This window comes from Solibacillus silvestris (assembly GCF_051967575.1).
In the GTDB taxonomy this organism is placed as follows: domain Bacteria; phylum Bacillota; class Bacilli; order Bacillales_A; family Planococcaceae; genus Solibacillus; species Solibacillus silvestris_B.
Window position 1 is genome coordinate 87,901 of the sequence record NZ_JBQCJW010000002.1, and the last position, 22,674, is coordinate 110,574.

Sequence of the window (22,674 nt, forward strand, 5' to 3'; positions counted from 1 at the left end):
GTTATTTATTAAAGGTATTTCACTTTTTTGACAATAAGCAGCCTTATTTTACTGTCACAAGTTTAGTCTTAATGAGCACATCATCTGCATACAGCAGCCATGCACCCCGTCTTGAATCCTTTAAACGCGATACTTTGACGATATGCTGAAAATTTGGACGCTCCTTTTTATGAAGTAGCATTTTAATCGGTTCATCCAGCTCGATGGAAAGTCCGTTCGCTGCATATTTCCCTTTTTTCACAATTATTTGCTGTTCAAAGTTCTGATCGATAATATCCGCTAAGTTCCGGTGGACATTCCAATCATTCCCTTCATTTATTGTAACAACTACAAATGATTTTTGTTCCCGTTCAAAATAAGTCGCGAGTGTTCGTCCAGCCACTTTCGTATACCCTGTTTTTCCAGAAACAGCCCCTGCATTTTCATGCATAAGTCGATGCTTATTTTTCCATTGCCTGCCATCCGAAAATTGCTTTGTTGACGCTATTTTCTTGAACTGCGGGTGCAGCATCGCAATTTGAAGCATTCTGGCCGTATCGTAGGCAGAGGAGAGATGAGCTTCATTGTGCAGCCCTGTTGGATTTGTAAAGGTTGTTTCATGTAATTGATAAAGCTGTGCCTTTTCATTCATTAGCCGAACAAAGCCTTCTACAGATCCACCAACATGTTCCGCCAGTGCAGCAGCCGCATCATTTCCAGATTGCATCATCAGGCCATGGAGTAAATAGTCAATTGTATAGGTTTCATTCTCCATCAAGTATATCGACGAGCCTTCCATCATCGCAGCTTCCTTTGAAACCACTACCTCATCTGAGAGCTCGCTATTCTCCAATACAATTAAAGCGGTCCAAATTTTCGTTAAACTTGCGATCGGCAGGCGTGCATGCTCATTCGCGCCCATTAATGTGCGACCATTTTCCGCATCAATGACAACATAGCTGTTATACGCGGCATCCATTTTCACGGGGGTGCCAAATAATACGAATAAAACAACGACAGAAACAAACCACTTTCTCAAAAAGCCACTCCTTTAATTTTGGTTAAATGTTTCTTGGAACTTCGTTAAAAATAAATCTGTAGGCTGTTCATCTTCCTGATCGATTTCTTCAGGCAATGGCGGCAGTTCATTTATACTTTTCAAACCAAAATAATTTAAGAACTCTTTTGTCGTCCCGTATAAGATTGCCCGACCTGTTCCCTCTGCCCTTCCTACTTCCTGTACAAGCGCACGTGAAACAAGTGTCGCTATAGGACGCTCACTTTTTACGCCCCGCAAATCTTCAACTTCAGCGCGCGTGATCGGCTGCTTATACGCAATAATTGCCAAAACTTCCAAAGAGGCTGCGGTCAATACTTGATTTGTCGGATTTTCGATCAATTTTTTCAGCGTGTCGGCCACTTCTGGCTTTGTTGTTAATTGATATGTACCAGCAAGCTGTTTCAATGTAATGCCGCGCATCTCCTCTTCATTGTATTGAGATTGGAGCTCACTTAATCCCGCCTCAATATCCATCGTTTCCACTTCTATATATTGTGCTAGTTGTTTTACTGTCATACCTTCATCACCGGCCACGAATAGCAGTGCCTCAATCCGGCTCATTAATTTGTTCGAATTCATCGCCAATTTCCTCCTTTTGCAGTAACACAGACAGATCATCAAAATTATTTTGCTGCTCGACAAAAATGACTTGGCGCTTCATCAGCTCCAATAATGTCAGAAAGGTTAAAACGAGCATCGGTTTATCCTCGACATCAAATAACTGTGAAAACATTACTTTTCCACCTGCATTTTTTATGATCGATACAACGGAGCGCATTTGCTCCTTCAATGATATTTCTTGTCTAGCAATTCGAGTCGTTAATGGCTTTTTCAATTGTTTGCGTCGCATCAGCTTCTGAAATGCGCTTAACATATCGTATACATTCACGTTTTGATCGAAAAGCGCTAACTGCTCATCCGGCATATATTCGGATAAGTCCGCCGGCGCTTTCGTGAATACTTGCCCTCGTTCACTTTCCAATTCCTGTAGTTGTACGGCTGCCTCTTTATATTTTTTATATTCGATTAAACGCGCGACAAGCTCTTCGCGCGGATCGACTTCATCGATTTCTATTTCCCCTGCTTCAATCTCGCCTTCGTTAATCGGGATGAGCATGCGGCTTTTAATCGCCAGCAATGTCGCCGCCATAACCAAATATTCACTTGCTTCATTTAATTCCAATGTTTGCATCGCATGAATATGATCGATATACTGCTCCGTCAGCTCTGCCATAGGAATATCGTATATATCAATTTCCAAGCGATGAATTAAATGCAATAATAAATCTAGAGGTCCGCTAAAGGCATCTAGCTTTACTTCATAAGACATAAAATACCACCTGTTTCGTTTAAGTCGAAAATTATCTTTTTCATGTAATTTGCGCTATGATTAAAAATCCGTTCTGCCTATCATTAAATTCGCCATGATTCAACAAAATACCGCAGAACCTACTTAAATAAGTATAGAGGAAAGGTGACCACAATGCATCCTTTGTTTCATCCACTGTTTGTCGATTATTGCGCATATTTTAATGGCAATGATGACTATTTTGAATGCCATGAAGTTTTAGAGGAATACTGGAAGGAAATTGCCCCAAGCCAAAAGCTCCACCCGCTCGTAGGCTATGTACAGCTTGCGACGGGTATGTATCATTGGAGACGGGGAAACTTTTCTGGTGCAAAGCGTATGTTGGGCAAAGCCATTTCAAACTTTGAACATAATAGGGAAAGCGAGTTCTTCGATTTCGTCGATTTGGAAGAATTGCATCCGACAATGAAATTGCATCTGCAAAAAATAGAGGCAAATACACCATTTACCCGCTTTTCACTTCCTATTGAAAACGGGAAGCTGCTAAAATCCGTGGAAGATAAAATAAAATTGCTCCCCCCATTGGATCCGCACTTTATTTTCAATAAACATATGCTTCGGGATCGTTCAGAAATACTCGAAGCAAGAGAATTTAAAAAAAGAAGCCGACTATAAGCTAGTCTGCTTCTTTTAATATAGGTATACATTTTTGGACAAATGCACTTGTATCATCGTTTGCCTGAATATGTTCATATCCCATGTCCTGAAGCTCTTGTAGCATCTCCAATGCGACACCTTCTCCGCGGTAGGATGGTATAACGGTAATATGTTGAATGATCGCGGTCTTCTCTTCTTCCACAATCCCTACCGTCCCTACATATTCATCACCCTTTTTCCATAAATACAGTGTCCAATTTTCATTTTGGTCATATTGTTGAATGGTTTCCATTAAGCGTTTAATGTCTTTTTCCTGCGGCATTAACGAAATTAATCCCATTGCGATTTTTTCAAGTGCTTTTTTATATCGAACTAACATTTTCACATTCCCTCAATTCTACCATTGCAAATCCTATCAAAAGATTGAACGAATTGCAATAACACAATTTTCCAATGTTTAACTTCTTTCAGCCTGTGTTCAAGCACTGGCTGAAAGAAGCTAAAGCCTCCGACGAATGTCACAAATTCGCATTCTAACACAATTACCCCAAGGCGTAATTGATTGTAAAAGGCACTTATACTAGTTTGTAAATTGATAAATTAGCGGACTGATAATGTAGATAAAAATGAGCGACCAAACAGTAATCCCAAGTAGCAGGCCGATACCCCATTTTGCTTGCTTCGATAATTTCAACGATTATTCACCCTTTTTTTAATGTTAACGGCAGATCATTTATGACAAGATCCTCATAGCTTTCGCGTTTAATGGCTAATTGATGTTCGCCATTTTCAACGAATACAACAGCAGGCCTTGGAATCCGGTTGTAGTTTGATGCCATGGAATAACCATATGCGCCTGTACAGAACATCGCTAATATATCACCTGTTTCAGCCTTTTGCAATGCCGCATCAACAATGAGTTTATCCCCTGACTCACATAGCTTGCCCGCAACAGTATATGTACTAGTTTTTGCGTCATTTGCTTTGTTGGCAATAATCGCTTCATATTTTGCATCGTATAGTGCGGGGCGTATATTATCGCTCATTCCCCCATCAACTGCAATATATTCTCGCACACTAGGCACTGTTTTTTGTGAACCAATTGTATAAAGTGATGTACCTGCGTCTCCTACTAAAGAACGACCTGGCTCAATCCAAATTTCCGGCATCGCCATATTGAGTTCGGCACTTTCGGCTTGCACTGTTCGAATCATATCCGCTACATATTCATGTGGCTCAAGTGGTCTGTCCTCTTCTGTATAACGAATGCCAAAGCCGCCGCCTAAGTTTAAAACTTGCGTTTCAAAGCCATGTTGTTCTTTCCACGCTCCCATTTTCTGCATTACTTTGCCCGCCGCCAAACTGAAGCCTTCTGTTTCAAAAATTTGGGAGCCGATATGGCAATGTAAGCCTAATAGCTCGATGTATTCATCGATTGCTACTTGCCTAAATGCCTCATCAGCTTGTCCATTGTTTAAGTCAAAGCCAAATTTTGAATCCGCCTGGCCCGTCGTAATAAAATCATGTGTATGTGCTTCAACACCCGGTGTTACACGCAGTAGAATTTTCATTTTTCGTTTTTTTTGTTGTGCTAATTGCTTAATGCAAGAAATCTCATAAAAATTGTCGACTACGATACATCCGATGCCTGTTTCAAATGCCAACTCAAGTTCAGCCATTGATTTATTGTTGCCGTGGAAATGGATTCGCTCTGCCGGGAATCCTGCTTTAATAGCTGTGAAAAGCTCGCCGCCCGACACGACATCCAGCGATAGATTTTCCTGTGCTGCCAATTGATATGCCGCGACGCATGCAAATGCTTTTGATGCATACGCGACTTGCGCTGGTACACCTAGCTTTTCAAAAGTATCGATGAAGCCGCGTGCACGTTTACGAATGAGTGCCGCATCATAAACGAATAATGGTGTACCATATTTTTTTGCAAGTTCAATCGTATCAACTCCGCCAATTGTCAAATGGCCTTGGTCATTAATTTGTTGTGTTCCGTATAAGTGCATTGTGTTCTCCCCTAACTTTAGCTTATCCGCGCTAATATTCTCAAAAATCACAAAATATCATATGAGAACTTTAACATAGGAGACACGCTCATGCAATGTGTGTTCATGCCCGTTTTCGCTGTTTCGCGCCGACTACAAACGGTCTTAGTGCATCCTCTGACATCGGCGTACGAATAATGACACGGAAAAACGCTTTCGGGAAAAACGGAACGAGCGGCCATAAATACGGGACATTCATCGGCTTTAGCGAACATAAATAAGTGAAAAGCAGGAATACTCCGATAAAGAACCCATTTATGCCAAATAACGCTGTTGCCGATAAAAGCAATAGACGGAACACTTTCACGGAAATGCTCAGCTCATAATTCGGTATCGCAAATGTGAAGATTGCCGTAACCGCTGTATATAATACAACTTCGCTTGAAAATAACCCGACGTCGATCGCAATTTGGCCGATGATAATCCCCGCAATCAACCCCATTGCCGTTGATAATGGTGTCGGCGTATGAATCGCGGCAATCCGTAAATATTCTATTCCGATATCTGCGATCAGTATTTGCAGAAACAGCGGTATTTCACTTTTTTCACTTAAGCCTATAAACGCCAAACTTTTAGGGAGAAGCTCGGGATTCGTGGCAAGCAAATACCAAAAAGGCAGCAGCACAAAACTTAAAAACACCGCTCCAAATCTCAGTAAACGCATCATTGTACCAACTAATGGTGCTTGCCGGTATTCCTCAGCATGCTGCAGTAAATGGAACATCGTAACCGGAATAAGCATAACCGACGGCGATGTATCGACAAGAATCGCAATATGTCCTTCCAATATATGTGCTGCTACAATGTCCGGCCGCTCTGTATAACGAACGAAAGGCAATGGATGGAATTTCTGCTTGAACAGCCATTCCTCCAACGATTTATCGCTCATCGTCAGCCCATCATGCTTAATTTGATGAAGCCGTTCAATCAGCCAATGCAAATGTGACTCATTGACTAAATCGCTCATATAAGAAATAACGACGTCAGTTTTGCCATATGTCGAAACATGGTACATTTCAAACCTTAGCTTTTCGCTTCGCAATCTTCGGCGTATCAATGCCGTGTTTTGTATAATATTTTCCGCAAAACCATCTCTTGAGCCGCGAATGACTTTTTCATTATCGGGCTCTTCAGGGTTGCGTCCAGGATAATTGCGGAATTCAGCTAAATAGCAAAAGCCGCTTTTTGTGACGAATCCTACCCTTCCGCTTAAAATACCGAGCATAAAATCCTCGATTGATTTCGCTTCGTCTACCCCAAAATAATTGAAATGGGCATGAAAATATTCCTGCTCATCCGTAATGTCTTCTTCTTGCTCCCATTGTAGATTAGCTAGGATTTCCGTCAAGCTTTCCCCATTGATGAGACCGCTCACATATACCGTTAAGGCCGGCAGATTCTTGATCGTTATTTCCTTAATACAAAGATCAAATGTTTTTTCCGGCTGGAATTGTGATTGTAAAAACCCTTCTGCAATTTCCTTAGATGTAAAAAGCTGATTTGTCATTTGTTCACCGGCTTACTCATATTTGATAAGTCCATCCATGTTTTCAATTGCGCCAAAATCTTCTTTTCCAGCCTCGATACTTGCACTTGCGATATACCGAGCCGTTCCGCGATTTCAGTTTGGGTCAAATCCAAATAATATCGAAAATAAATGATGGACTGCTCCCGCTTTCCTAATCGTTTCAGCATATCCTTCAATGGCACGTAATCAAACGCCAACTCGGATTTATCGTCCCGCATTTGATCCATCAATGTAATCGAATCCCCATCATTTTCAAATAGCTGGTCATGCAAGCTTGCAGGGTCGCGCATCGCATCTGATGCCAATAAAATATCCTCTTGCGACACTTGCAGCATATCGGCCAGCTCTGCAATGGAAGGGGGTTTTTCGTTTGTTTTCAAATAATCATCTGTTACATGCCGAATTTTAAAATTCAGCTCACGTATAGAACGACTTACCTTCACCATGCCATCATCTCTTAGGAAGCGTTGGATCTCACCGATAATCATCGGCACTGCATATGTGGAAAATTTCACTTCATAGGACAAATCAAATTTGTCAATTGACTTCATTAAGCCGATACAGCCTATTTGAAACAAATCCTCGAGTTCAACACCTCTTGATGCAAAGCGTTGAACGATAGACCAAACAAGTCTAGTGTTTCCTTCAATCATCGTTTTTCTCGCAACTTGATCGCCAGCTTGTGACTTTGCGATTAGCTCGCGCATATACGCCTGTGTTAATAACGTTTCAGATGACTGTTCTATGTTCCCCATCCCCTTATTTCGTTATGTCACGAGTGTCCCCACCGGCAAAATTTGTTTCGTAAATGTTACGATTGTGCCTTGTCCGACCATGGATTCTACCTGCAAAAAGTCTGAGAAGCTTTCCATAATCGTGAAGCCCATTCCCGAACGTTCTAGCTCCGGCTTTGTCGTATATAAAGGTTCACGTGCTTGTTCGATATTTTCGATGCCGCAGCCTTCATCTTTAATCGTCACGCTAATTTCAGCTCCGTAACGAACCGCATGGACAGTAATCACCCCATTTGGATTGTTTGCATAGCCATGAATGATGGCATTCGATACAGCTTCTGATACGATCGTTTTACATTCCGAAAGCTCTTCTATTGTCGGGTCGAGCTGCGCCATAAAGCTTGTAACCGCAATTCGTGCCAACCCTTCATTTTCACTGCGCGCCAAAAAAGTTAGCGTCATTTCGTTATCCATTGACAATCCCCCTCGCTGTGTAAAATAACTTGCTGTTCAGATGCAAATTGTATGAAACTGCCTAACCCGGAGTATTGAAATATTTTTTGCATCGTTTTTGATGGATTCAATAAAATGGTTTGCCCATCGACAGCTCGGAGTTCTCGCATTCTGCCAAGCACTAACCCTACACCGGAACTGTCCATAAAATGTAAATGCTCTAAGTTCCAAACGAGCAGCTTTACATTGCCTTGTAAAATTGCCTTCGATATATGTGTTCTCACTTTTTCTGTTTCGTGATGATCCAGTTCACCGAAAAGTTGGACAATCAATACATCATTTGGATACATAGTTAAATTAAAACTCACCTACATCGCCTCCTTCTTGCATGCAAATTCGGCAAGTTCGAAAAATTTCCTATCCAGCTGACAAAACTAGTGTTCATTCGTTAAAAGTAGTGCTGCTGCGACAACTGTTTTTAGTATAGGTAGCACATGCCATTTTTAATCATTCATAGCAAGAAAAAAAGAGACTGAGTAGAAAGTTAAACTTTCCGCTCAGTCTCTCATCACATATTCATAGTTCAAAATATGCCAGCCTATTACACATTAGTTCCGACTAATTGCTTCTGCTCCCTGGCCACTTCGCTTTTCGGGAGTTGCTCGCCTTTTGAAAGAAGCTGACATTCCTTAAACGCGAAATGCTTGCAGCCAATGCATCTTTCCAAGCTAATATGCTGAAATGCAGCCGTGATCGCATCACCTGTCGACATATAAAAATTTCGTTCTTCTATTAAATTATGCAAGCCGCTGCGTTTCAGCATTTCCTCTAAGGCAGGCTGCACACCAGTGACAAAAACTTCGCCCCCGTTCGATTTAAAATTTTGCACGATATTGCGAAAATATTCTTCTCCTGTCGAATCAATATAAGGCACTTTCCCTAACCGGATAATGAAAACATCGGGACGATAATGAATCGTATTCAATATCATTTGCTCAAATGTTTGAGCTGCACCAAAAAATAGCGCACCTTCTATCGTATAAACGCTAATTTGCGGACAATCATGTGTATCGGAAACCATTTGAGGCTGCAATTTCCCGTCTGCCTTCTCTAAATTGGGCAGCACCTTTGAAACGACGAGCATTTCACTCATACGTTTTGCAAATAGCGCAACAGCCAAAACAAGTCCAACTTCCACTGCGAATGTCAAACTCGTAAATACGGTTAGTAAAAATGTTATGGCAAGCACAAGAGAATCGCCGGATTTTAATTTCAGTATATGCAAAAAATGATGACGTTCACTCATATTCCACGCAACGATCATTAACACAGGCGCCAAACTGGCAAGCGGTATATGGACAGCGAGCGGTGCAAGCAATAACAATGTTAATAAAACGAATAGACCATGGATAATACCTGACATCGGCGAAGTTGCCCCTGTTTTAATATTTGTGGCTGTTCGCGCAATGGCTCCCGTAGCAGGAATCCCTCCGAAAAATGGTGTAACAATATTTGCAACACCTTGTCCGATAAGCTCACGGTTGCTATGATGTTTACTGTTTGTCATGCCGTCAGCGACAACCGCCGACAGCAATGATTCAATCCCGCCGAGCATGGCAATAACAAAAGCGGGACCTAGCAGCAAATAAACCTGCTCGAATGTAATATCAGGAACTTGAAACTGCGGCAATGTATTTGGGATCGCCCCATATGTAGAGCCAATCGTCGCGACATGCCCTCGCAAAAACAAAACCGTCACAATTGATGAAACGACAATCCCTACAAGCGCCCCCGGAACTTTTGGCAATATTTTCGGTGTGATAAGGATCATCGCCAAACAAACCATTGCGACAAGCACGCTATAAAAATTGATCGTATTCATATTCGAGCTGATTTCGAGCAAATTCATATGAAATTTCTCATGCTGCTCCATATTCGACAATCCTAAAAAGTTCCCCACTTGCCCTGTAAAAATTATTACCGCAATCCCCGCGGTAAAGCCTACTGTAACCGGCCTTGGAATAAATTTGATCAACGTTCCCAACTTGAATATCCCCATTAACAGCAGCATGATTCCAGCCATTAATCCGGCGATGAGCAAGTTTTCATAGCCATATACTAATACGATACCGAGCAATACTGGTACAAATGCGCCGGTCGGACCACCTATCTGGAATTTTGAGCCGCCTATCAAAGAAATTAGAATCCCCGCAATAATCGCCGTGTAAATGCCATATTCTGGTTTGACCCCTGAAGCAATGGCAAAGGACATAGCCAGCGGGACTGCGATGATCCCCACAATCGTCCCCGACAATAAATCCTTTTTAAAATGGGCAAATGAATAGCCTTCAAATCTCCCGGACCATTTAACTTGCATATAATCCCTTCTTCTCCAATTATTCTTCATGCAGCGTTTTCCGTACGTATAATAGTAATTTCATTCATATTTTACCATATTTATAAATTTTTTAAAGGAAAAAAAAGCCTTTTGCAAATCCATTTTGGACTGCAAAAGGCTTGTCATGCCGTCATTTCGTAATGATTGCTTCGATTAATTTCGGCGCTTCCACTTTTTCTGAAGAAATGTATATATGTGCATAAATTTTCTCCAGCACTGTGTCGACATTTTCCGTGTTGGCATGAATCGTCATAAGCGATTCGCCTTCTTCTACTTTGTCGCCCACTTTTTTGCGTAAGACAAGGCCTACCGCCAAATCAATTTCCGATTCCTTCGTTGCACGCCCCGCACCTAAAAGCATTGCAGCGGTGCCGATATCATCCGCTTCGATTTTCGCAATGTATCCAGCTTGTTTTGCCGGAACGTCAAACTTGAATTTTGCTTGTGGCAAGCGGGAAGGTTCGTCTACTACAGAAGCGTCTCCGCCTTGTGCAGCGATAAATTTTTTCAGTACATCCAATGCTGCCCCATTTGCTACAACTTCCTCGAGCATTTTGCGCGCTTCCACGATCGTCTCTGCTTTACCGCCTAAAACAACCATTTGGGAGCCTAATGTGTAGCAAAGCTCGTTTAAATCTGCAGGTCCTTTACCTTTTAATGTATCGATCGCTTCTTGAACTTCAAGTGCATTCCCGATTGCATAGCCTAAAGGCTGGCTCATATCCGATATGATCGCCATTGTTTTACGGCCAACATTATTTCCGATTTTCACCATTGCTTCCGCTAAAAGAATGGAATCTTCCACAGTCTTCATAAATGCGCCATCACCTGTCTTTACATCAAGGACAATCGCATCCGAACCTGCAGCGATTTTTTTCGACATAATCGAGCCGGCAATTAGCGGAATGCTTGAAACCGTTCCTGTTACGTCGCGCAATGCATAAATCTTTTTGTCCGCTGGCGTCAAGTTGCCAGATTGGCCGATAACAGCCATCCCGATTTCATTCACTTGTTTTGCAAACTCTTCGCTTGATAGTTCCACATGGAAGCCTTCAATCGCCTCTAGTTTATCGATTGTACCGCCTGTATGCCCCAAGCCGCGCCCGCTCATTTTCGCTACTGGAACACCTACAGCTGCCACCATTGCGGCTAATGGCAATGTCGTCGTATCGCCAACACCGCCAGTTGAATGCTTATCCACTTTCACACCTTCAATGGAAGAAAGGTCGATTTGATCACCTGACTCCACCATTGCCATCGTTAAATCAGCACGTTCGCGATCTGTCATATCCTTAAAGTAAATAGCCATGCAAAGCGCGCTTGCTTGATAGTCCGGAATAGAACCTTCTGTATAACCTTCGACAAAGAAGCGGATTTCCTCTGTCGTCAACTCTTCACCATCGCGTTTTTTTTCAATAATGTCTACCATTCTCATTTTGTGAATCCCCCTTATTTCAGTTCCGGTAAAAAGCTTTTCCCGAACTGTGGTGCCACAATATTAAAATTGTCGGCAATTGTCGCTGCAATATCCGCAAATGTTTCACGCAATTGTAAATGCGCACCAACTTCAAAACGCGGCGAGTAAACAATTAACGGAACATATTCGCGCGTATGGTCTGTACCCGGGAATGTCGGGTCGTTCCCATGATCCGCGGTGATGATCAGCAAATCATCCTCTGTTAACGCTTCCAAAACTTCCGGCAAGCGACGATCAAATTCTTCCAATGCTTCGCCATAACCGATCGGGTCGCGTCGATGACCAAAGTTTGCATCAAAATCCACTAAGTTTAAAAAGCTTAATCCGTGGAAATCACGCCGAACGACTTCCACCATTTTATCCATGCCATCCGTGTTATCTTTCGTTCGGATCGCTTCTGTTACTCCATCACCATTAAAGATGTCCGAAATTTTACCGATCGCAATAACGTCCAAATTCGAATCTTTCATTTCAGCCATTGTCGTACGTCCGAATGGTGTTAATGCATAATCGTGACGGTTTGCCGTACGCTTGAAATTACCCGGCGTCCCAACGAATGGACGTGCAATAACCCGTCCTACTAAAAATTCAGGACGTAACGTTAATTCACGGGCGATTTCACAAATTTTGTACAATTCGTCAACCGGAATGATTTCTTCATGTGCCGCAATTTGCAAAACAGGGTCTGCCGATGTATAAACGATCAATGCACCTGTTTCCATATGTTCTTGCCCATAATCATCAATGACGGCTGTTCCGCTATATGGCAAGTTACAAAGCACTTTACGACCTGTCGCTTCTTCCAATTGAGCAATCAGCTCTTGAGGGAAGCCTTCCGGATATACTTTAAATGGCGTATCAATGTTAAGACCCATGATTTCCCAATGGCCGGTCATTGTATCTTTGCCTACAGACGCTTCTTGCATCATGCCATAAAATGCTGAAGGTTTTTCAACTTTATTTATGCCTTTTAGCTCGCGGATATTCGCTAAGCCCATTTTCTCCAAATTCGGCATATTTAAGCCTTCCATTTTTTCTGCAATATGTCCTAATGTATGTGAGCCAACATCGCCAAACTTATGTGCGTCCGGCGCTTCACCGATTCCAACAGAGTCCATTACGATTACATGTATTTTCTTAAATGGTTGCATAATGCTTTCACTCCTCTTCTTCTCTATTTTACATAAAATACCGAAACAAATAAAGGTCAGACATCCGATATCAACGGAATTTATTTTATTAACGTAGTTTATAACTTCGCGCTTGTTGTTAACCTTAATTGTATAACATTATTTACGGCTAGTTTTTAGCGCATTTTTTCCTATGCGCGCGGATGGAATTGTTTATATACTTCGGACAAACGCGTTTTGCTTACATGTGTATAGATTTGTGTTGTTGATATATCTGCATGGCCTAAAAGCTCCTGGACTGCACGCAAATCCGCCCCATTTTCAATTAAATGCGTGGCGAACGAATGCCTCAATACGTGCGGCGTTATTTCTTTTGGTATGTTGGCTGTTTCCGCATGGTCTTTAATAATTTTCCAGCAGCCTTGTCTAGTGAATCGTTTCCCTCTTTGCGTAATGAAAAGCGCATCATTTTTTGGCGCATTCCCCAAAAGCTGGGATCTTGCTTCCTCCAAATAGTTTGCACATGCCTTTAGCGCTCCCCGGCCAAGCGGAACAATGCGCTCCTTCCCTCCTTTACCGAATACACGGACAAAGCCCATCGTAATATGGACATCTTCTAAATTTAATTCAATCAGCTCGCTAATCCGCATCCCTGTGCCGTACATTATTTCCAAAATGGCAATATCCCTAATGCCCTGGGGTTTATCAATGGACGGTGCAGTCAGCAGTGCGTCAATCTCTTCAATTGATAAGACTTTCGGTAAAGTTTGTTCTTTCTTCGGCATTTCTAAATGCACGGTAGGATCCTGATCTGTCACTTTTTCACGAAGCAGAAATTGGTGAAAAGAGCGAATCGATGAAATTTGCCTCGAAACAGTTTTCGACGATTTGCCTAATGACCGCAGACTATCCAAATAAAGCAAAATATGTTCGCGCACTACTTCCTGAAAAGCCTTCAACTGTTGTTCATCATGAATATGACGTGCATATGCGATCAAATCACGTTTATAGGATTGTAATGTATTGTCCGAAAGCTGTCGTTCCACCTTTATGAAATGAAGATAATCATCTATTGAATCTTTTAAAGCTTGCATAAATAAATCGCCCCTCTTGCAATATATACATTCATTTTACCATTTCACACGCCCCGTCGTTAAAGATTGTCCATCACCCAATTTATTTTTTCTACTAATAAATGATAGCTGTAAATAAGCAGGATCGGATTTTATTTACAAAATGTACTATTTACGTTATCCTTGAAACTAAAACGTTATAGATTGAGGTGATAATTTGGGATCGACAAATTAAAAATTGGGGAGCTTGCGACTGCAACAGGCGTCACAAAACGAACAATTGATTATTATACAAATTTGGGTCTTCTTAAAGTTGAACGTTCGGCATCCAATTATCGCTATTATGATAAAGAAATGATTGAACGCATTCGCTGGATCGAGGAGCAGAAAAAGCTCGGAAAATGCTTGGAAGAAATACATCGATTGCTCGCACCAACAGAAAATAAGCCCGAAGAAATCGATGTTCAGGATATTCGTTTGCAAATGCGCAAGCTGGAACATGACGTGACCGTTTTAATGGAACATTTGGATGACAAAGAGCGACAAAAACTTCGTAAAAAAGTGTCGCCTGAAAGTGTTGCCCTTATGCAATCACTTTTATTAATTTTGAACAACTAGGAGGTGAACGTTCTACTTCGCGAGTAGGACGCTTGTTTGACCACAATCATTAACTTAATTATTTTCGCGGTTTTAATCGCTTTAACAGCCTTTTTCGTTGCAACTGAATTTGCAATCGTAAAAGTTCGGCATTCCCGTATAGATCAGTTAGTAGCAGAAGGAAAGCCTGGTTCCCTTTCAGCTAAAAATGTTACTTCACATTTGGATGAATATTTATCAGCATGTCAGTTGGGTATTACGGTGACAGCGCTGGGCATCGGTATGGTGGGAGAATCTACATTTGAATTTATTCTGCACCCATTTTTCGAATCAATTGGCATTAGCACAAATTATATTCATTGGTTTACATTAGGGGGAGCCTTCTTTTTAGCAACATTTTTCCACGTAGTCGTTGGTGAACTGGCCCCTAAAACAATTGCCATCCAAAAGGCTGAGGCGATTACCCTCTCATTCGCGAAACCGATTCAGCTATTTTACAAGCTTATGTTCCCTTTAATATGGCTATTAAATGGTTCCGCACGTTTATTATTAAAGGTGTTCGGGATGCAGCCCGCGAGTGAGCATGAACTATCCCATACGGAAGAGGAACTGCGCCTGCTTTTATCAGAAAGCTATAAATCCGGCGAAATTAATATGAATGAATTAAAATACGTGAACAATGTGTTTGAATTTGATGATAAAATCGCCCGTGAAATTATGGTTCCTCGTACGGATATTGTCGGCTTCAATGTGACTGCCACGTTTGAGGAAGTGCTGACGCAAGTTTCGGAAGAGCGCTATACACGCTACCCTGTTTACGATGGCGACCGCGATAATATATTAGGTTTTTTAAACATTAAAGACTTTTTGACACTTGGTATGAATAACCGGATTAACCCAGTTACATTCAAGCTGGAGGACTTTATTAATCCCGTCATCCGCACGATTGAAACGACACCGATTCAAAATCTGCTACAAATTATGCAAAAAAAACGCATTCACATTGCGATATTATTGGATGAGTACGGCGGCACGAGCGGCATGATTACCGTGGAAGATATATTAGAGGAGCTTGTCGGTGAGATTCGCGACGAATTTGATGATGATGAAATACCGGATATTCGCAAAATTGGCGAAGATCATTATTTAGTATATTCAAAAGTATTGCTCGATGATGTTTCAAAGCTATTATATTTAGAGATTGAAAACCCGAATGTCGATACAATTGGCGGCTGGTACTTTACGAATATGCCGGATTTGAATATAGAGGATTCTTTTATTTTCGAAAACTATGTATTTAAAATCCAAGAAATCGACGGCCATCAAATTCAGTATTTGGAAATAAAAAAATTGCATGATTTTATAGAACAATAAGTCCGGAAACATTATTTCGGTCAGTACAAATAGGATGATTAAAAGTTTTTCCGCTTTTAATGCATCCTTTTTTGTTTACCTGTGAATTTATGAACATCGTAAAAGTTTTAATTGTGGACACTACGGGAATAACATAATTATTCACAGAAAAGGAGTGTGTATACAAGTGGCAATTATGAAATCAGTAGAAAATGGTGTACAGGCAAAATCCGTCATTGAAACATTCGTTTCGGAAGGCTATGATCGCGATCACATCCATGTTTTTGCAAACAGTAATAAACGCGCGGAAGATATCGCCAACTTTTTCAATGTGGATGCTGCAACAACGGCAGAAACATCCGGCGATGACAAAGGGTTTTTCGCGACGATTAAAAATCTTTTCCAAACAACTCCAGAGGATTTTCACGATCAGCTTACGGAATTTGGATTAGCCGATCATGAGCATACTACGGCAAAAAATGATTTGGATGCAGGAAAAATAGTCATTATAGCACATCACCCCACTGCTTAATCGAATATTTGCGGAGACGATTAGCTTAACCCGTCTCCTTTTTTCTGCCCTTTTCTAAAAAAAGAGCGAGCAATTACTGGGAAAAGTCTATTTAGCAAGCTTGTTAATAAGGAAAAAAGCTGTGCTGAAAAGTCAATTGACTTTCAGCACAGCCTTTTTTGATTATAGATTATGCATTGCCGTCTCCAGTGTTGTCATCATGATCGTGACAACGCCAGCAAATGCCATGGAATGTCAGGCGGTGATCTTTAATGATAAAGTTCCAGCGTTTCTCCACAATTTCTTCTACATCTTCTAGTAAATCTTCTTGAATTTCATCTACTGCGCCACATTCGATACAAACTAAATGATGGTGGAAATGCTTCGCGCCTTCTTGACGCAAATCATAGCGGGACACGCCATCACCAAAATTAATTTTATCGACGATTTTCAGCTCTGTTAAAAGCTCAAGTGTACGATATACAGTAGCAAGTCCAATCTCTGGTGCTTTTTCTTTTACTAATAAGTAAACATCTTCAGCACTCAAATGATCTTCCTCATGCTCAAGTAACACCGCTACCGTTGCTTCTCGCTGTGGCGTCAGCTTATAGCTCGCACTATGCAGTTGCTTTTTTATTCGATCAATACGGCTCTCCATATGTGACGCCCTCCTAAACTCTTTCCATTATACCAAATGAGTAAATCTCATTACAAGACAATGATTATTTAAATAAGTAAGTAATTGCGAAATTTTCTAGAGCAAAAATAAATAACATCACAAATAACAGGAATATTACTTTTTTCCATGGCATCACGCTTTTTAATGCACGCCTTCCACTATTTTTATTCGTAATTTGATAGAGAACAATCAGCAATACACAGTATACGAGCTGGAACGGAAACCACCAAAATGCATAAAGTTTTACGGATTGATGCTGTACGAGTAAATAGACAGAGCTGAACCCTAAAAATGTTACTTTTATCGCAATAAAAACAAGTGCAATGCGCGGCAAATATTTATGTGTCGAAAAGAATAATACAATACTTAAAGCAACTATGAAAGGAACTACACTCCAAAGCATCTCGGGTTTTTCCATGTTGAGTATTCTTCGATCACCAAATTTAATAATTTGCAGCACTTGTTCAATTTGAAATAGTTGATAGCATGCTACCCCACAAATAAAGCACACGACGATCATCGTTGTATACTGGATATATAAGTATTTATGCATTTGGACGCCTCCTTGTCCATACAACTTATGCACATAATTTGTCCTTATGCGTAAACACTTAACGATTTAATTTTCTTCAACCGAAATGTCGTGCCTTTTTACGTGCCGGCATGAATAATGGAGATTCGTTTCAAGCTCCCTCTTTTTGTAAGATTGATCAAAATTTTTTAGCTTTAATAGAAGCAAGGCATCTGCATCTGACAAAATTATATAAACGCATAATTATTTTTCAACCACAATACTGCAAAGGCAGTTTTGGCATCGAAAATTCGGCCATCCGCAACCATCGCTTCCGCCTCTTCCAACGAGATTTCCATCAATTCCACAAATTCATCTTCATCCAATTGTGCGGCAACCTCTAATTTTTTCAGGTTTTTCGCTACATATAAATGGATAATTTCATCCGCAAAACCTGGTGAAGTCGCGAATGCTTGGATGAATTCGAAATCATCGGATGTGTAGCCTGTCTCCTCTTCCAATTCACGACGGGCCGTCACAATCGGTTTCTCGCCCTGTTCCAGCTTGCCTGCAGGAATTTCTACAATTGAACGTTCAAGCGCTTTCCTGTATTGTTCAACGACTAAAATTTTTTTATTTTCCGTAATCGCAATGACAGCAACCGCACCCGGATGATTGATAATTTCGCGCTTTGATGTTTTCCCATTTGGAAGTGTGACATCATCTACTTTTAGTGAAATGATTTTACCTGTAAAAATAGATTGTGATTGAATCGTTTTTTCTTCAAATTTTTTCATGACTATGCCTCCACTTGTTCTCTTGCTTCCATTCATTGTACCATTAGTAAGAGCTTTTCTAAAATATCAAATGGCGGAGGAGAAAATATGAAAAAACGACAATTAGGCACGAGTGATATGCATATTTCGGAAATGAGTTTAGGCTGTATGTCATTGCCCCAAAATCCGGCACAAGCAAAGGAAGTAATTCATGCTGCAGTCGATGCGGGTATTAATTACTTTGATACGGCGGATTTATATGATCGCGGAGAAAATGAGAAACTGGTTGGAGCTGCATTAAAACAGCATCGCCGACATATTTACTTAGCATCAAAAGTAGGAAATCGTTGGGAAGACGGAAAGGACGGCTGGTGGTGGGATACATCTGCGGATTACATAAAAAAGGCTGTGCGCGACAGTTTATCCCGCTTGCAAACAGATTATTTGGATATGTACCAATTGCATGGCGGTACGACAGAGGACAATTTGGAGGAAATCCTCGAAACTTTTGAAGGCTTGAAAAAAGAAGGTCTTATTCGAGAATATGGAATCTCTTCGATACGGCCGAATGTATTCATTCCTTTTCTGCAAAAGAGCAATGCGATTAGCAATATGATGCAGTTTAATATTTTCGATGAACGGGCAAGCGAATTTTTCGGGCCTATACAAGCAGCAGGCTCTTCTGTCGTTACACGGGGTTCGATTGCAAAAGGTTTACTTACAAACGAATGGCGACATAGACTAAAATCATATATGAGCTATGAAGAATCAGCAGCAAAGAACATCCTGCTCAAAATCGAACAACAATTCAGTGATGTCCATGCAGCTGCATTGGCATTCAATTTACAGTATGATGCGATCGCTTCCACAGTGATTGGGGCTCGGACGATTGCACAATTACAGCAAAATTTGCATGCATACGAAAAAGCCCGGACTTTGGAGGATATTCCGGAAATCCACAATTGGACGAAAGCGGACCGCTATACGGAACATCGATGAAAAAAGCGATTATCCTCGTCATCACTGGCCTTATAATCGTCATGGTTATGTCGAATTTGAGCTATGAGCAGCAAACGATTATCCCATCATTAAAAGAAATTTTAAAAGCAAAACCTTTTGAAGCATGGCTAAGTCAATGGGAAATTCCATATTGGGGTACGATCATTTCAATCGAGTCGCGCGGTTATTTTTATTTTGTAGAGTTTTTGATCCGGAAAGCTACCCACTTTTTCGGATATGGATTATTGGCGGTCATTTTCTATCTGTTTTATACAAAATTGAAATGGCGCTTCCCTGCTGGTGCAGCGTTTTTCACAATCATCGCAATCGCGGCCCTTGATGAATTTCGCCAAAGTATGATTCCTGGGCGAAGCGGCATTATTGAAGATGTCATAATCGATGCATGTGGTGCATTTATATTATTAATGATGACGAAGCTTATACAAATCGCATGTAAAAAAGCTGGCGCAATGTAATTATTGCGCCAGCTTTTCGTTTAAAATTTAGAGCCTTGATCACCATATTGGTTTAAAAGTTCTTCAAAGCTCATATTTTTCTCGCGTTGTTTACGCTCGAATGCCGCTTTTGCATGACGCTCTTCTTCTTTTGCTTTTTCATCCGCCACCATTTCCTGCTTCGCTGCCTTCAGCTTTGCCAATACATCGCCGCCAAGCTGATCGGCCAAAGTTGCTGCCTTATCTTTTGGAAGCTCAAATTCATTCGTATTTTTTTGCTGTTTCTTTTTTGCCATATTATTCACCTTCTATATGTTTTAGCGTTGGACAATTGTTGCGACACCTTGTCCGCCACCGATGCATAATGTCGCTAGACCGAACTTTGCATCTTGCTTTTGCATTTCATGGAGCAATGTCACTAAAATACGCGCCCCGCTTGCACCGATTGGATGACCTAGCGCAATCGCCCCGCCATTCACGTTTAGTTTATCATGATTGAACACCAATTCGCGATCAACTGCTATTGCTTGTGCCGCAAACGCTTCATTCGCTTCAATCAAATCCATTTCGTCCAATGTTAGATTCGCCTTTGATAATGCTTTTTTCACTGCGGATACAGGACCAATGCCCATAACCGAAGGATCTACCCCTGCGCTGGCATTTGCTGTAATTGTAGCCATTGGTGTAAGCCCCAATTCAAAAGCGCGTTGTTTCGACATCACGACAACTGCCGCTGCCCCGTCATTGATTCCGGAAGCATTGCCTGCTGTTACAGAGCCTTCCTTTTTGAAAGCCGGGCGTAATCCATTCAGCTTTTCTGCATCCGTGCCATGTTTTACATATTCATCTTGCGTGAAAAGGATTGGCTCCCCTTTACGCTGCGGTATTTCAACAGGTACAATCTCCTGCGCAAATTTATTTTCGGCAATCGCTTTGGATGCCCGAGCTTGCGAACGTGCAGCAAATTCATCTTGCTCTTGTCGCGTAATTTCATATTGATCGCATAAGTTTTCTGCAGTTATGCCCATATGATAATCATTGAAAGCACACCATAACCCGTCATGGATCATTGTATCGACAATTTTTTGGTCACCCATACGGAAACCTTCACGCGCATTTGGCATAATATAAGGTGCTTGGCTCATATTTTCAAAGCCCCCTGCCACCACAACTTCCGCATCCCCGGCAATAATGGCTTGTGCGGCTAAATGAACTGCCTTTAAGCCAGAGCCGCATACTTTATTGATCGTCATTGCAGGGACCGTGTGGGGTATACCCGCCTGAATGCTCGCCTGTCTTGCGGGATTTTGCCCCAGGCCCGCTGCGAGTACATTGCCCATAATTACTTCATCAACGATTGTTGCATCTAATTGAATTCGATTTAACGCCTCTTTTATTGCGATACTGCCCAATGCAGGAGCGGAAATGTCTTTTAATGACCCTTGAAATGCTCCGATCGGCGTACGTACTGCACTAACGATTACTACTTCTGTCATGAAAATTCCCCCTTCTCGTTGTTGATCCCTTTGTAGGCAAAGTGTTAATTTGCTTAACAAGATTTTAACAAACATTACCCGCTTTTCACACAAAAGATTCCATACTGTATAGATACATATTAGTTGATTTATCCTGAAAGTTCATTGAATATTAAAATTACTTAAGAGGAGTGATTTCATGAAAAAACGTACACTATTTTTATCAGGCAGCATTGTGACAACATTGTTAGCGGCGGCCACGACTGTCACGGGTGTCGTCATGACAAATCGCATTATGTATATTAAGAAAAAAGATGATGCGTTTATTCGTGAGCGTGAAATAACGGCAAAACGTTTTGATGAAGTATGGTATGACGGCTGCCCAAAAGAAATTCTGGCGATTGAATCACCTAATGGCTACACGATTAGCGGCATTTTTTTAAAACCGCTGCCAACGCAAAACACGGTCATTATTTGCCATGGAGTTACGGAAAATAAGATCAATTCAATGCGTTATGCGCGAATGTTTGAGCGTCTAGGCTTTAATGCAGTTGTTTACGATCACCGGCGTCATGGTGAATCGCAAGGGAAAACAACGAGCTATGGGCATTACGAAAAATTTGATCTGCAGGCAATCGCCGACACGGTACGGGCAATTATCGGCGATGAGGCTTTATTAGGCATTCATGGCGAATCAATGGGTGCTGCAACAACTCTTCTTTATGCAGGCACTTTATCCGACAGTGCAGATTTCTATATTTCCGATTGTGCTTTCTCGGACTTCCCCCAGCTGCTAAAACGGATTTTCGAAAGCGTCGTTCCGATCGACGCAAAATATACGCTTCCTTTTGCCGACTTTTTCATGCGTATACGCGACGGATATTCTGTAAAGGAAATAATGCCAATCGATGCAGTGAAACAAATTGAAAACCCTGTTCTGTTTATTCATAGTGAACCGGATGATTTCATTCCTTCATCGATGACCGAAGAGCTGTTCGAACAAAAGCCTGAACCAAAAATGCTGAAAATTTTCGAACGGGGCGATCATGCAAAATCATTCAACGAAAATCAGGGGGACTATGAGCAGACGGTCGCCAAGTTTTTACATGATTACGTACCAGCCTACCGCAATGAAACAGAGTCGCTGCTGTAAAGAAAGGGGCTATATTAAAAGTCGAAATGACTTTAATGCAGCCCCTTTCCCAGTATGTTTCCGACGAATAGTACAGCTCCTGCAGCTACGCGTCGCAAAGGGAGCTTTCATGCATGTATATTGGACAATCCTTTCTCATTGCCCATTAAATACGATATGCCATTCATGGCGTTTTTCTAAAAATTGTTTCGCAAGCTCCTGTGCACCTTCCAGACTATGGCTCGCCGCCCACCCGCATTGGACTTCATTGTAAGCCGGCAGAGGTGCAGCCGCTAAAACGTCCTCCAATGTTTTTCTATTGCCATCATGC

At 41.4% G+C, this 22,674-nt stretch carries 25 protein-coding genes and 1 pseudogene; 7 read left to right on the forward strand and 19 right to left on the reverse strand.

Features of this window, described 5'->3' with window-relative positions; all coding sequences use genetic code 11:
* Window positions 1–43: 43 nt before the first annotated feature.
* The 3 genes from ACTHOQ_RS01655 to ACTHOQ_RS01665 are packed head-to-tail and all read right to left on the reverse strand — an operon-like array spanning window position 44 to window position 2,369.
* Window positions 44–1,018 (reverse strand): D-alanyl-D-alanine carboxypeptidase family protein, encoded by a 975-nt coding sequence (locus ACTHOQ_RS01655; protein WP_440493928.1) that lies wholly within the window; start codon window positions 1,016–1,018, stop codon window positions 44–46.
* A 12-nt stretch (window positions 1,019–1,030) separates the two neighbouring features.
* Complete coding sequence (gene scpB / locus ACTHOQ_RS01660; RefSeq protein WP_440493929.1) at window positions 1,031–1,618, reverse strand: SMC-Scp complex subunit ScpB; 588 nt, start codon at window positions 1,616–1,618, stop codon at window positions 1,031–1,033.
* Complete coding sequence (locus ACTHOQ_RS01665; RefSeq protein ID WP_440493930.1) at window positions 1,587–2,369, reverse strand: segregation/condensation protein A; 783 nt, start codon at window positions 2,367–2,369, stop codon at window positions 1,587–1,589. Before ACTHOQ_RS01665 ends, scpB begins: the two co-directional genes overlap by 32 nt.
* A gap of 153 nt (window positions 2,370–2,522) precedes the next feature.
* On the opposite strand from ACTHOQ_RS01665, the gene ACTHOQ_RS01670 reads away from it, so the two are divergent.
* A complete protein-coding gene (locus ACTHOQ_RS01670) occupies window positions 2,523–3,023 on the forward strand; it encodes a DUF309 domain-containing protein (RefSeq protein WP_440493931.1) in 501 nt (166 codons plus the stop codon).
* A gap of 1 nt (window position 3,024) precedes the next feature.
* On the opposite strand, the gene ACTHOQ_RS01675 is transcribed toward ACTHOQ_RS01670, so the two are convergent.
* From ACTHOQ_RS01675 to xerD, 10 genes are all read right to left on the reverse strand, one after another.
* Complete coding sequence (locus ACTHOQ_RS01675) at window positions 3,025–3,384, reverse strand: GNAT family N-acetyltransferase (protein WP_440493932.1); 360 nt, start codon at window positions 3,382–3,384, stop codon at window positions 3,025–3,027.
* 322 nt (window positions 3,385–3,706) lie between these two features.
* A complete protein-coding gene (lysA, locus tag ACTHOQ_RS01680; protein WP_440493933.1) occupies window positions 3,707–5,023 on the reverse strand; it encodes a diaminopimelate decarboxylase in 1,317 nt (438 codons plus the stop codon).
* A 103-nt stretch (window positions 5,024–5,126) separates the two neighbouring features.
* Complete coding sequence (locus ACTHOQ_RS01685) at window positions 5,127–6,569, reverse strand: spore germination protein (RefSeq protein ID WP_440493934.1); 1,443 nt, start codon at window positions 6,567–6,569, stop codon at window positions 5,127–5,129.
* Window positions 6,566–7,345 (reverse strand): SigF/SigG family RNA polymerase sporulation sigma factor, encoded by a 780-nt coding sequence (locus ACTHOQ_RS01690; protein WP_440493935.1) that lies wholly within the window; start codon window positions 7,343–7,345, stop codon window positions 6,566–6,568. Before ACTHOQ_RS01690 ends, ACTHOQ_RS01685 begins: the two co-directional genes overlap by 4 nt.
* Before the next feature lie 12 nt (window positions 7,346–7,357).
* Complete coding sequence (spoIIAB, locus tag ACTHOQ_RS01695) at window positions 7,358–7,798, reverse strand: anti-sigma F factor (protein WP_440493936.1); 441 nt, start codon at window positions 7,796–7,798, stop codon at window positions 7,358–7,360.
* Window positions 7,783–8,145, reverse strand: coding sequence for an STAS domain-containing protein (locus tag ACTHOQ_RS01700; protein ID WP_440493937.1), 363 nt, complete (start codon window positions 8,143–8,145; stop codon window positions 7,783–7,785). The genes spoIIAB and ACTHOQ_RS01700 overlap by 16 nt, the downstream gene beginning before the upstream one ends.
* Before the next feature lie 233 nt (window positions 8,146–8,378).
* A complete protein-coding gene (locus tag ACTHOQ_RS01705) occupies window positions 8,379–10,154 on the reverse strand; it encodes a SulP family inorganic anion transporter (RefSeq protein ID WP_440493938.1) in 1,776 nt (591 codons plus the stop codon).
* Window positions 10,155–10,305: 151 nt separating this feature from the next.
* Complete coding sequence (locus ACTHOQ_RS01710) at window positions 10,306–11,610, reverse strand: pyrimidine-nucleoside phosphorylase (RefSeq protein WP_440493939.1); 1,305 nt, start codon at window positions 11,608–11,610, stop codon at window positions 10,306–10,308.
* A 14-nt stretch (window positions 11,611–11,624) separates the two neighbouring features.
* Window positions 11,625–12,803 carry a phosphopentomutase gene (gene deoB, locus ACTHOQ_RS01715; RefSeq protein WP_440493940.1) on the reverse strand — a complete coding sequence of 393 codons (1,179 nt, stop codon included), beginning with the start codon at window positions 12,801–12,803 and terminating at the stop codon, window positions 11,625–11,627.
* A gap of 170 nt (window positions 12,804–12,973) precedes the next feature.
* A complete protein-coding gene (gene xerD, locus ACTHOQ_RS01720; protein ID WP_440493941.1) occupies window positions 12,974–13,876 on the reverse strand; it encodes a site-specific tyrosine recombinase XerD in 903 nt (300 codons plus the stop codon).
* A gap of 258 nt (window positions 13,877–14,134) precedes the next feature.
* Here xerD and ACTHOQ_RS01725 point away from each other — a divergent pair, with 258 nt between their 5' ends.
* The 3 genes from ACTHOQ_RS01725 (at window position 14,135) to ACTHOQ_RS01735 (ending at window position 16,337) form a co-directional block, all read left to right on the forward strand.
* Window positions 14,135–14,473, forward strand: a complete 339-nt coding sequence (locus tag ACTHOQ_RS01725; protein WP_440494063.1) for a MerR family transcriptional regulator — start codon at window positions 14,135–14,137, stop codon at window positions 14,471–14,473.
* A 36-nt stretch (window positions 14,474–14,509) separates the two neighbouring features.
* Entirely contained in the window at window positions 14,510–15,826 is a 1,317-nt protein-coding gene (locus tag ACTHOQ_RS01730; RefSeq protein WP_440493942.1) for a hemolysin family protein, read from the forward strand.
* Window positions 15,827–16,001: 175 nt separating this feature from the next.
* Entirely contained in the window at window positions 16,002–16,337 is a 336-nt protein-coding gene (locus tag ACTHOQ_RS01735; protein WP_440494064.1) for a YflT domain-containing protein, read from the forward strand.
* Window positions 16,338–16,506: 169 nt separating this feature from the next.
* Here ACTHOQ_RS01735 and fur read toward each other — a convergent pair whose 3' ends face one another.
* The 3 genes from fur to ACTHOQ_RS01750 form a co-directional block, all read right to left on the reverse strand.
* On the reverse strand, window positions 16,507–16,974 hold the full coding sequence (fur, locus tag ACTHOQ_RS01740) for a ferric iron uptake transcriptional regulator (protein ID WP_440493943.1): 468 nt from the start codon (window positions 16,972–16,974) through the stop codon (window positions 16,507–16,509).
* Window positions 16,975–17,038: 64 nt separating this feature from the next.
* Complete coding sequence (locus tag ACTHOQ_RS01745) at window positions 17,039–17,548, reverse strand: hypothetical protein (RefSeq protein WP_440493944.1); 510 nt, start codon at window positions 17,546–17,548, stop codon at window positions 17,039–17,041.
* A 206-nt stretch (window positions 17,549–17,754) separates the two neighbouring features.
* Window positions 17,755–18,303 carry an NUDIX domain-containing protein gene (locus ACTHOQ_RS01750; RefSeq protein ID WP_440493945.1) on the reverse strand — a complete coding sequence of 183 codons (549 nt, stop codon included), beginning with the start codon at window positions 18,301–18,303 and terminating at the stop codon, window positions 17,755–17,757.
* 87 nt (window positions 18,304–18,390) lie between these two features.
* On the opposite strand from ACTHOQ_RS01750, the gene ACTHOQ_RS01755 reads away from it, so the two are divergent.
* The gene (locus ACTHOQ_RS01755; RefSeq protein WP_440493946.1) at window positions 18,391–19,281 is read left to right on the forward strand and encodes an aldo/keto reductase; all 891 of its coding nucleotides are present in this window, start codon (window positions 18,391–18,393) and stop codon (window positions 19,279–19,281) included.
* Window positions 19,245–19,757: a VanZ family protein gene (locus tag ACTHOQ_RS01760; RefSeq protein ID WP_440493947.1), complete on the forward strand. Its 513-nt coding sequence runs from the start codon at window positions 19,245–19,247 to the stop codon at window positions 19,755–19,757. The genes ACTHOQ_RS01755 and ACTHOQ_RS01760 overlap by 37 nt, the downstream gene beginning before the upstream one ends.
* Window positions 19,758–19,777: 20 nt before the next feature.
* Here the strand turns inward: ACTHOQ_RS01760 and ACTHOQ_RS01765 are convergent, their stop codons facing one another.
* Both ACTHOQ_RS01765 and ACTHOQ_RS01770 read right to left on the reverse strand, forming a co-directional pair.
* Entirely contained in the window at window positions 19,778–20,032 is a 255-nt protein-coding gene (locus ACTHOQ_RS01765; protein ID WP_440493948.1) for a YqkE family protein, read from the reverse strand.
* A 21-nt stretch (window positions 20,033–20,053) separates the two neighbouring features.
* The gene (locus ACTHOQ_RS01770; protein WP_440493949.1) at window positions 20,054–21,232 is read right to left on the reverse strand and encodes an acetyl-CoA C-acetyltransferase; all 1,179 of its coding nucleotides are present in this window, start codon (window positions 21,230–21,232) and stop codon (window positions 20,054–20,056) included.
* A gap of 178 nt (window positions 21,233–21,410) precedes the next feature.
* Here ACTHOQ_RS01770 and ACTHOQ_RS01775 point away from each other — a divergent pair, with 178 nt between their 5' ends.
* Window positions 21,411–22,364, forward strand: coding sequence for an alpha/beta hydrolase (locus ACTHOQ_RS01775; RefSeq protein WP_440493950.1), 954 nt, complete (start codon window positions 21,411–21,413; stop codon window positions 22,362–22,364).
* A 135-nt stretch (window positions 22,365–22,499) separates the two neighbouring features.
* Here ACTHOQ_RS01775 and ACTHOQ_RS01780 read toward each other — a convergent pair.
* A pseudogene (locus tag ACTHOQ_RS01780) lies at window positions 22,500–22,658 on the reverse strand (S-ribosylhomocysteine lyase); the annotation flags it as partial.
* Between the last annotated feature and the right edge of the window lie 16 nt (window positions 22,659–22,674).

Bases quoted from the DNA above. Each gene is read 5' to 3' on its own strand.
- scpB (WP_440493929.1), bottom strand. From the start codon at position 1,618: ATGAATTCGAACAAATTAATGAGCCGGATTGAGGCACTGCTATTCGTG.
- ACTHOQ_RS01665 (WP_440493930.1), bottom strand. From the start codon at position 2,369: ATGTCTTATGAAGTAAAGCTAGATGCCTTTAGCGGACCTCTAGATTTA.
- ACTHOQ_RS01670 (WP_440493931.1), top strand. From the start codon at position 2,523: ATGCATCCTTTGTTTCATCCACTGTTTGTCGATTATTGCGCATATTTT.
- ACTHOQ_RS01675 (WP_440493932.1), bottom strand. From the start codon at position 3,384: ATGTTAGTTCGATATAAAAAAGCACTTGAAAAAATCGCAATGGGATTA.
- lysA (WP_440493933.1), bottom strand. From the start codon at position 5,023: ATGCACTTATACGGAACACAACAAATTAATGACCAAGGCCATTTGACA.
- ACTHOQ_RS01685 (WP_440493934.1), bottom strand. From the start codon at position 6,569: ATGACAAATCAGCTTTTTACATCTAAGGAAATTGCAGAAGGGTTTTTA.
- ACTHOQ_RS01690 (WP_440493935.1), bottom strand. From the start codon at position 7,345: ATGGGGAACATAGAACAGTCATCTGAAACGTTATTAACACAGGCGTAT.
- spoIIAB (WP_440493936.1), bottom strand. From the start codon at position 7,798: ATGGATAACGAAATGACGCTAACTTTTTTGGCGCGCAGTGAAAATGAA.
- ACTHOQ_RS01705 (WP_440493938.1), bottom strand. From the start codon at position 10,154: ATGCAAGTTAAATGGTCCGGGAGATTTGAAGGCTATTCATTTGCCCAT.
- ACTHOQ_RS01710 (WP_440493939.1), bottom strand. From the start codon at position 11,610: ATGAGAATGGTAGACATTATTGAAAAAAAACGCGATGGTGAAGAGTTG.
- deoB (WP_440493940.1), bottom strand. From the start codon at position 12,803: ATGCAACCATTTAAGAAAATACATGTAATCGTAATGGACTCTGTTGGA.
- xerD (WP_440493941.1), bottom strand. From the start codon at position 13,876: ATGCAAGCTTTAAAAGATTCAATAGATGATTATCTTCATTTCATAAAG.
- ACTHOQ_RS01735 (WP_440494064.1), top strand. From the start codon at position 16,002: ATGAAATCAGTAGAAAATGGTGTACAGGCAAAATCCGTCATTGAAACA.
- fur (WP_440493943.1), bottom strand. From the start codon at position 16,974: ATGGAGAGCCGTATTGATCGAATAAAAAAGCAACTGCATAGTGCGAGC.
- ACTHOQ_RS01745 (WP_440493944.1), bottom strand. From the start codon at position 17,548: ATGCATAAATACTTATATATCCAGTATACAACGATGATCGTCGTGTGC.
- ACTHOQ_RS01750 (WP_440493945.1), bottom strand. From the start codon at position 18,303: ATGAAAAAATTTGAAGAAAAAACGATTCAATCACAATCTATTTTTACA.
- ACTHOQ_RS01755 (WP_440493946.1), top strand. From the start codon at position 18,391: ATGAAAAAACGACAATTAGGCACGAGTGATATGCATATTTCGGAAATG.
- ACTHOQ_RS01765 (WP_440493948.1), bottom strand. From the start codon at position 20,032: ATGGCAAAAAAGAAACAGCAAAAAAATACGAATGAATTTGAGCTTCCA.
- ACTHOQ_RS01770 (WP_440493949.1), bottom strand. From the start codon at position 21,232: ATGACAGAAGTAGTAATCGTTAGTGCAGTACGTACGCCGATCGGAGCA.
- ACTHOQ_RS01775 (WP_440493950.1), top strand. From the start codon at position 21,411: ATGAAAAAACGTACACTATTTTTATCAGGCAGCATTGTGACAACATTG.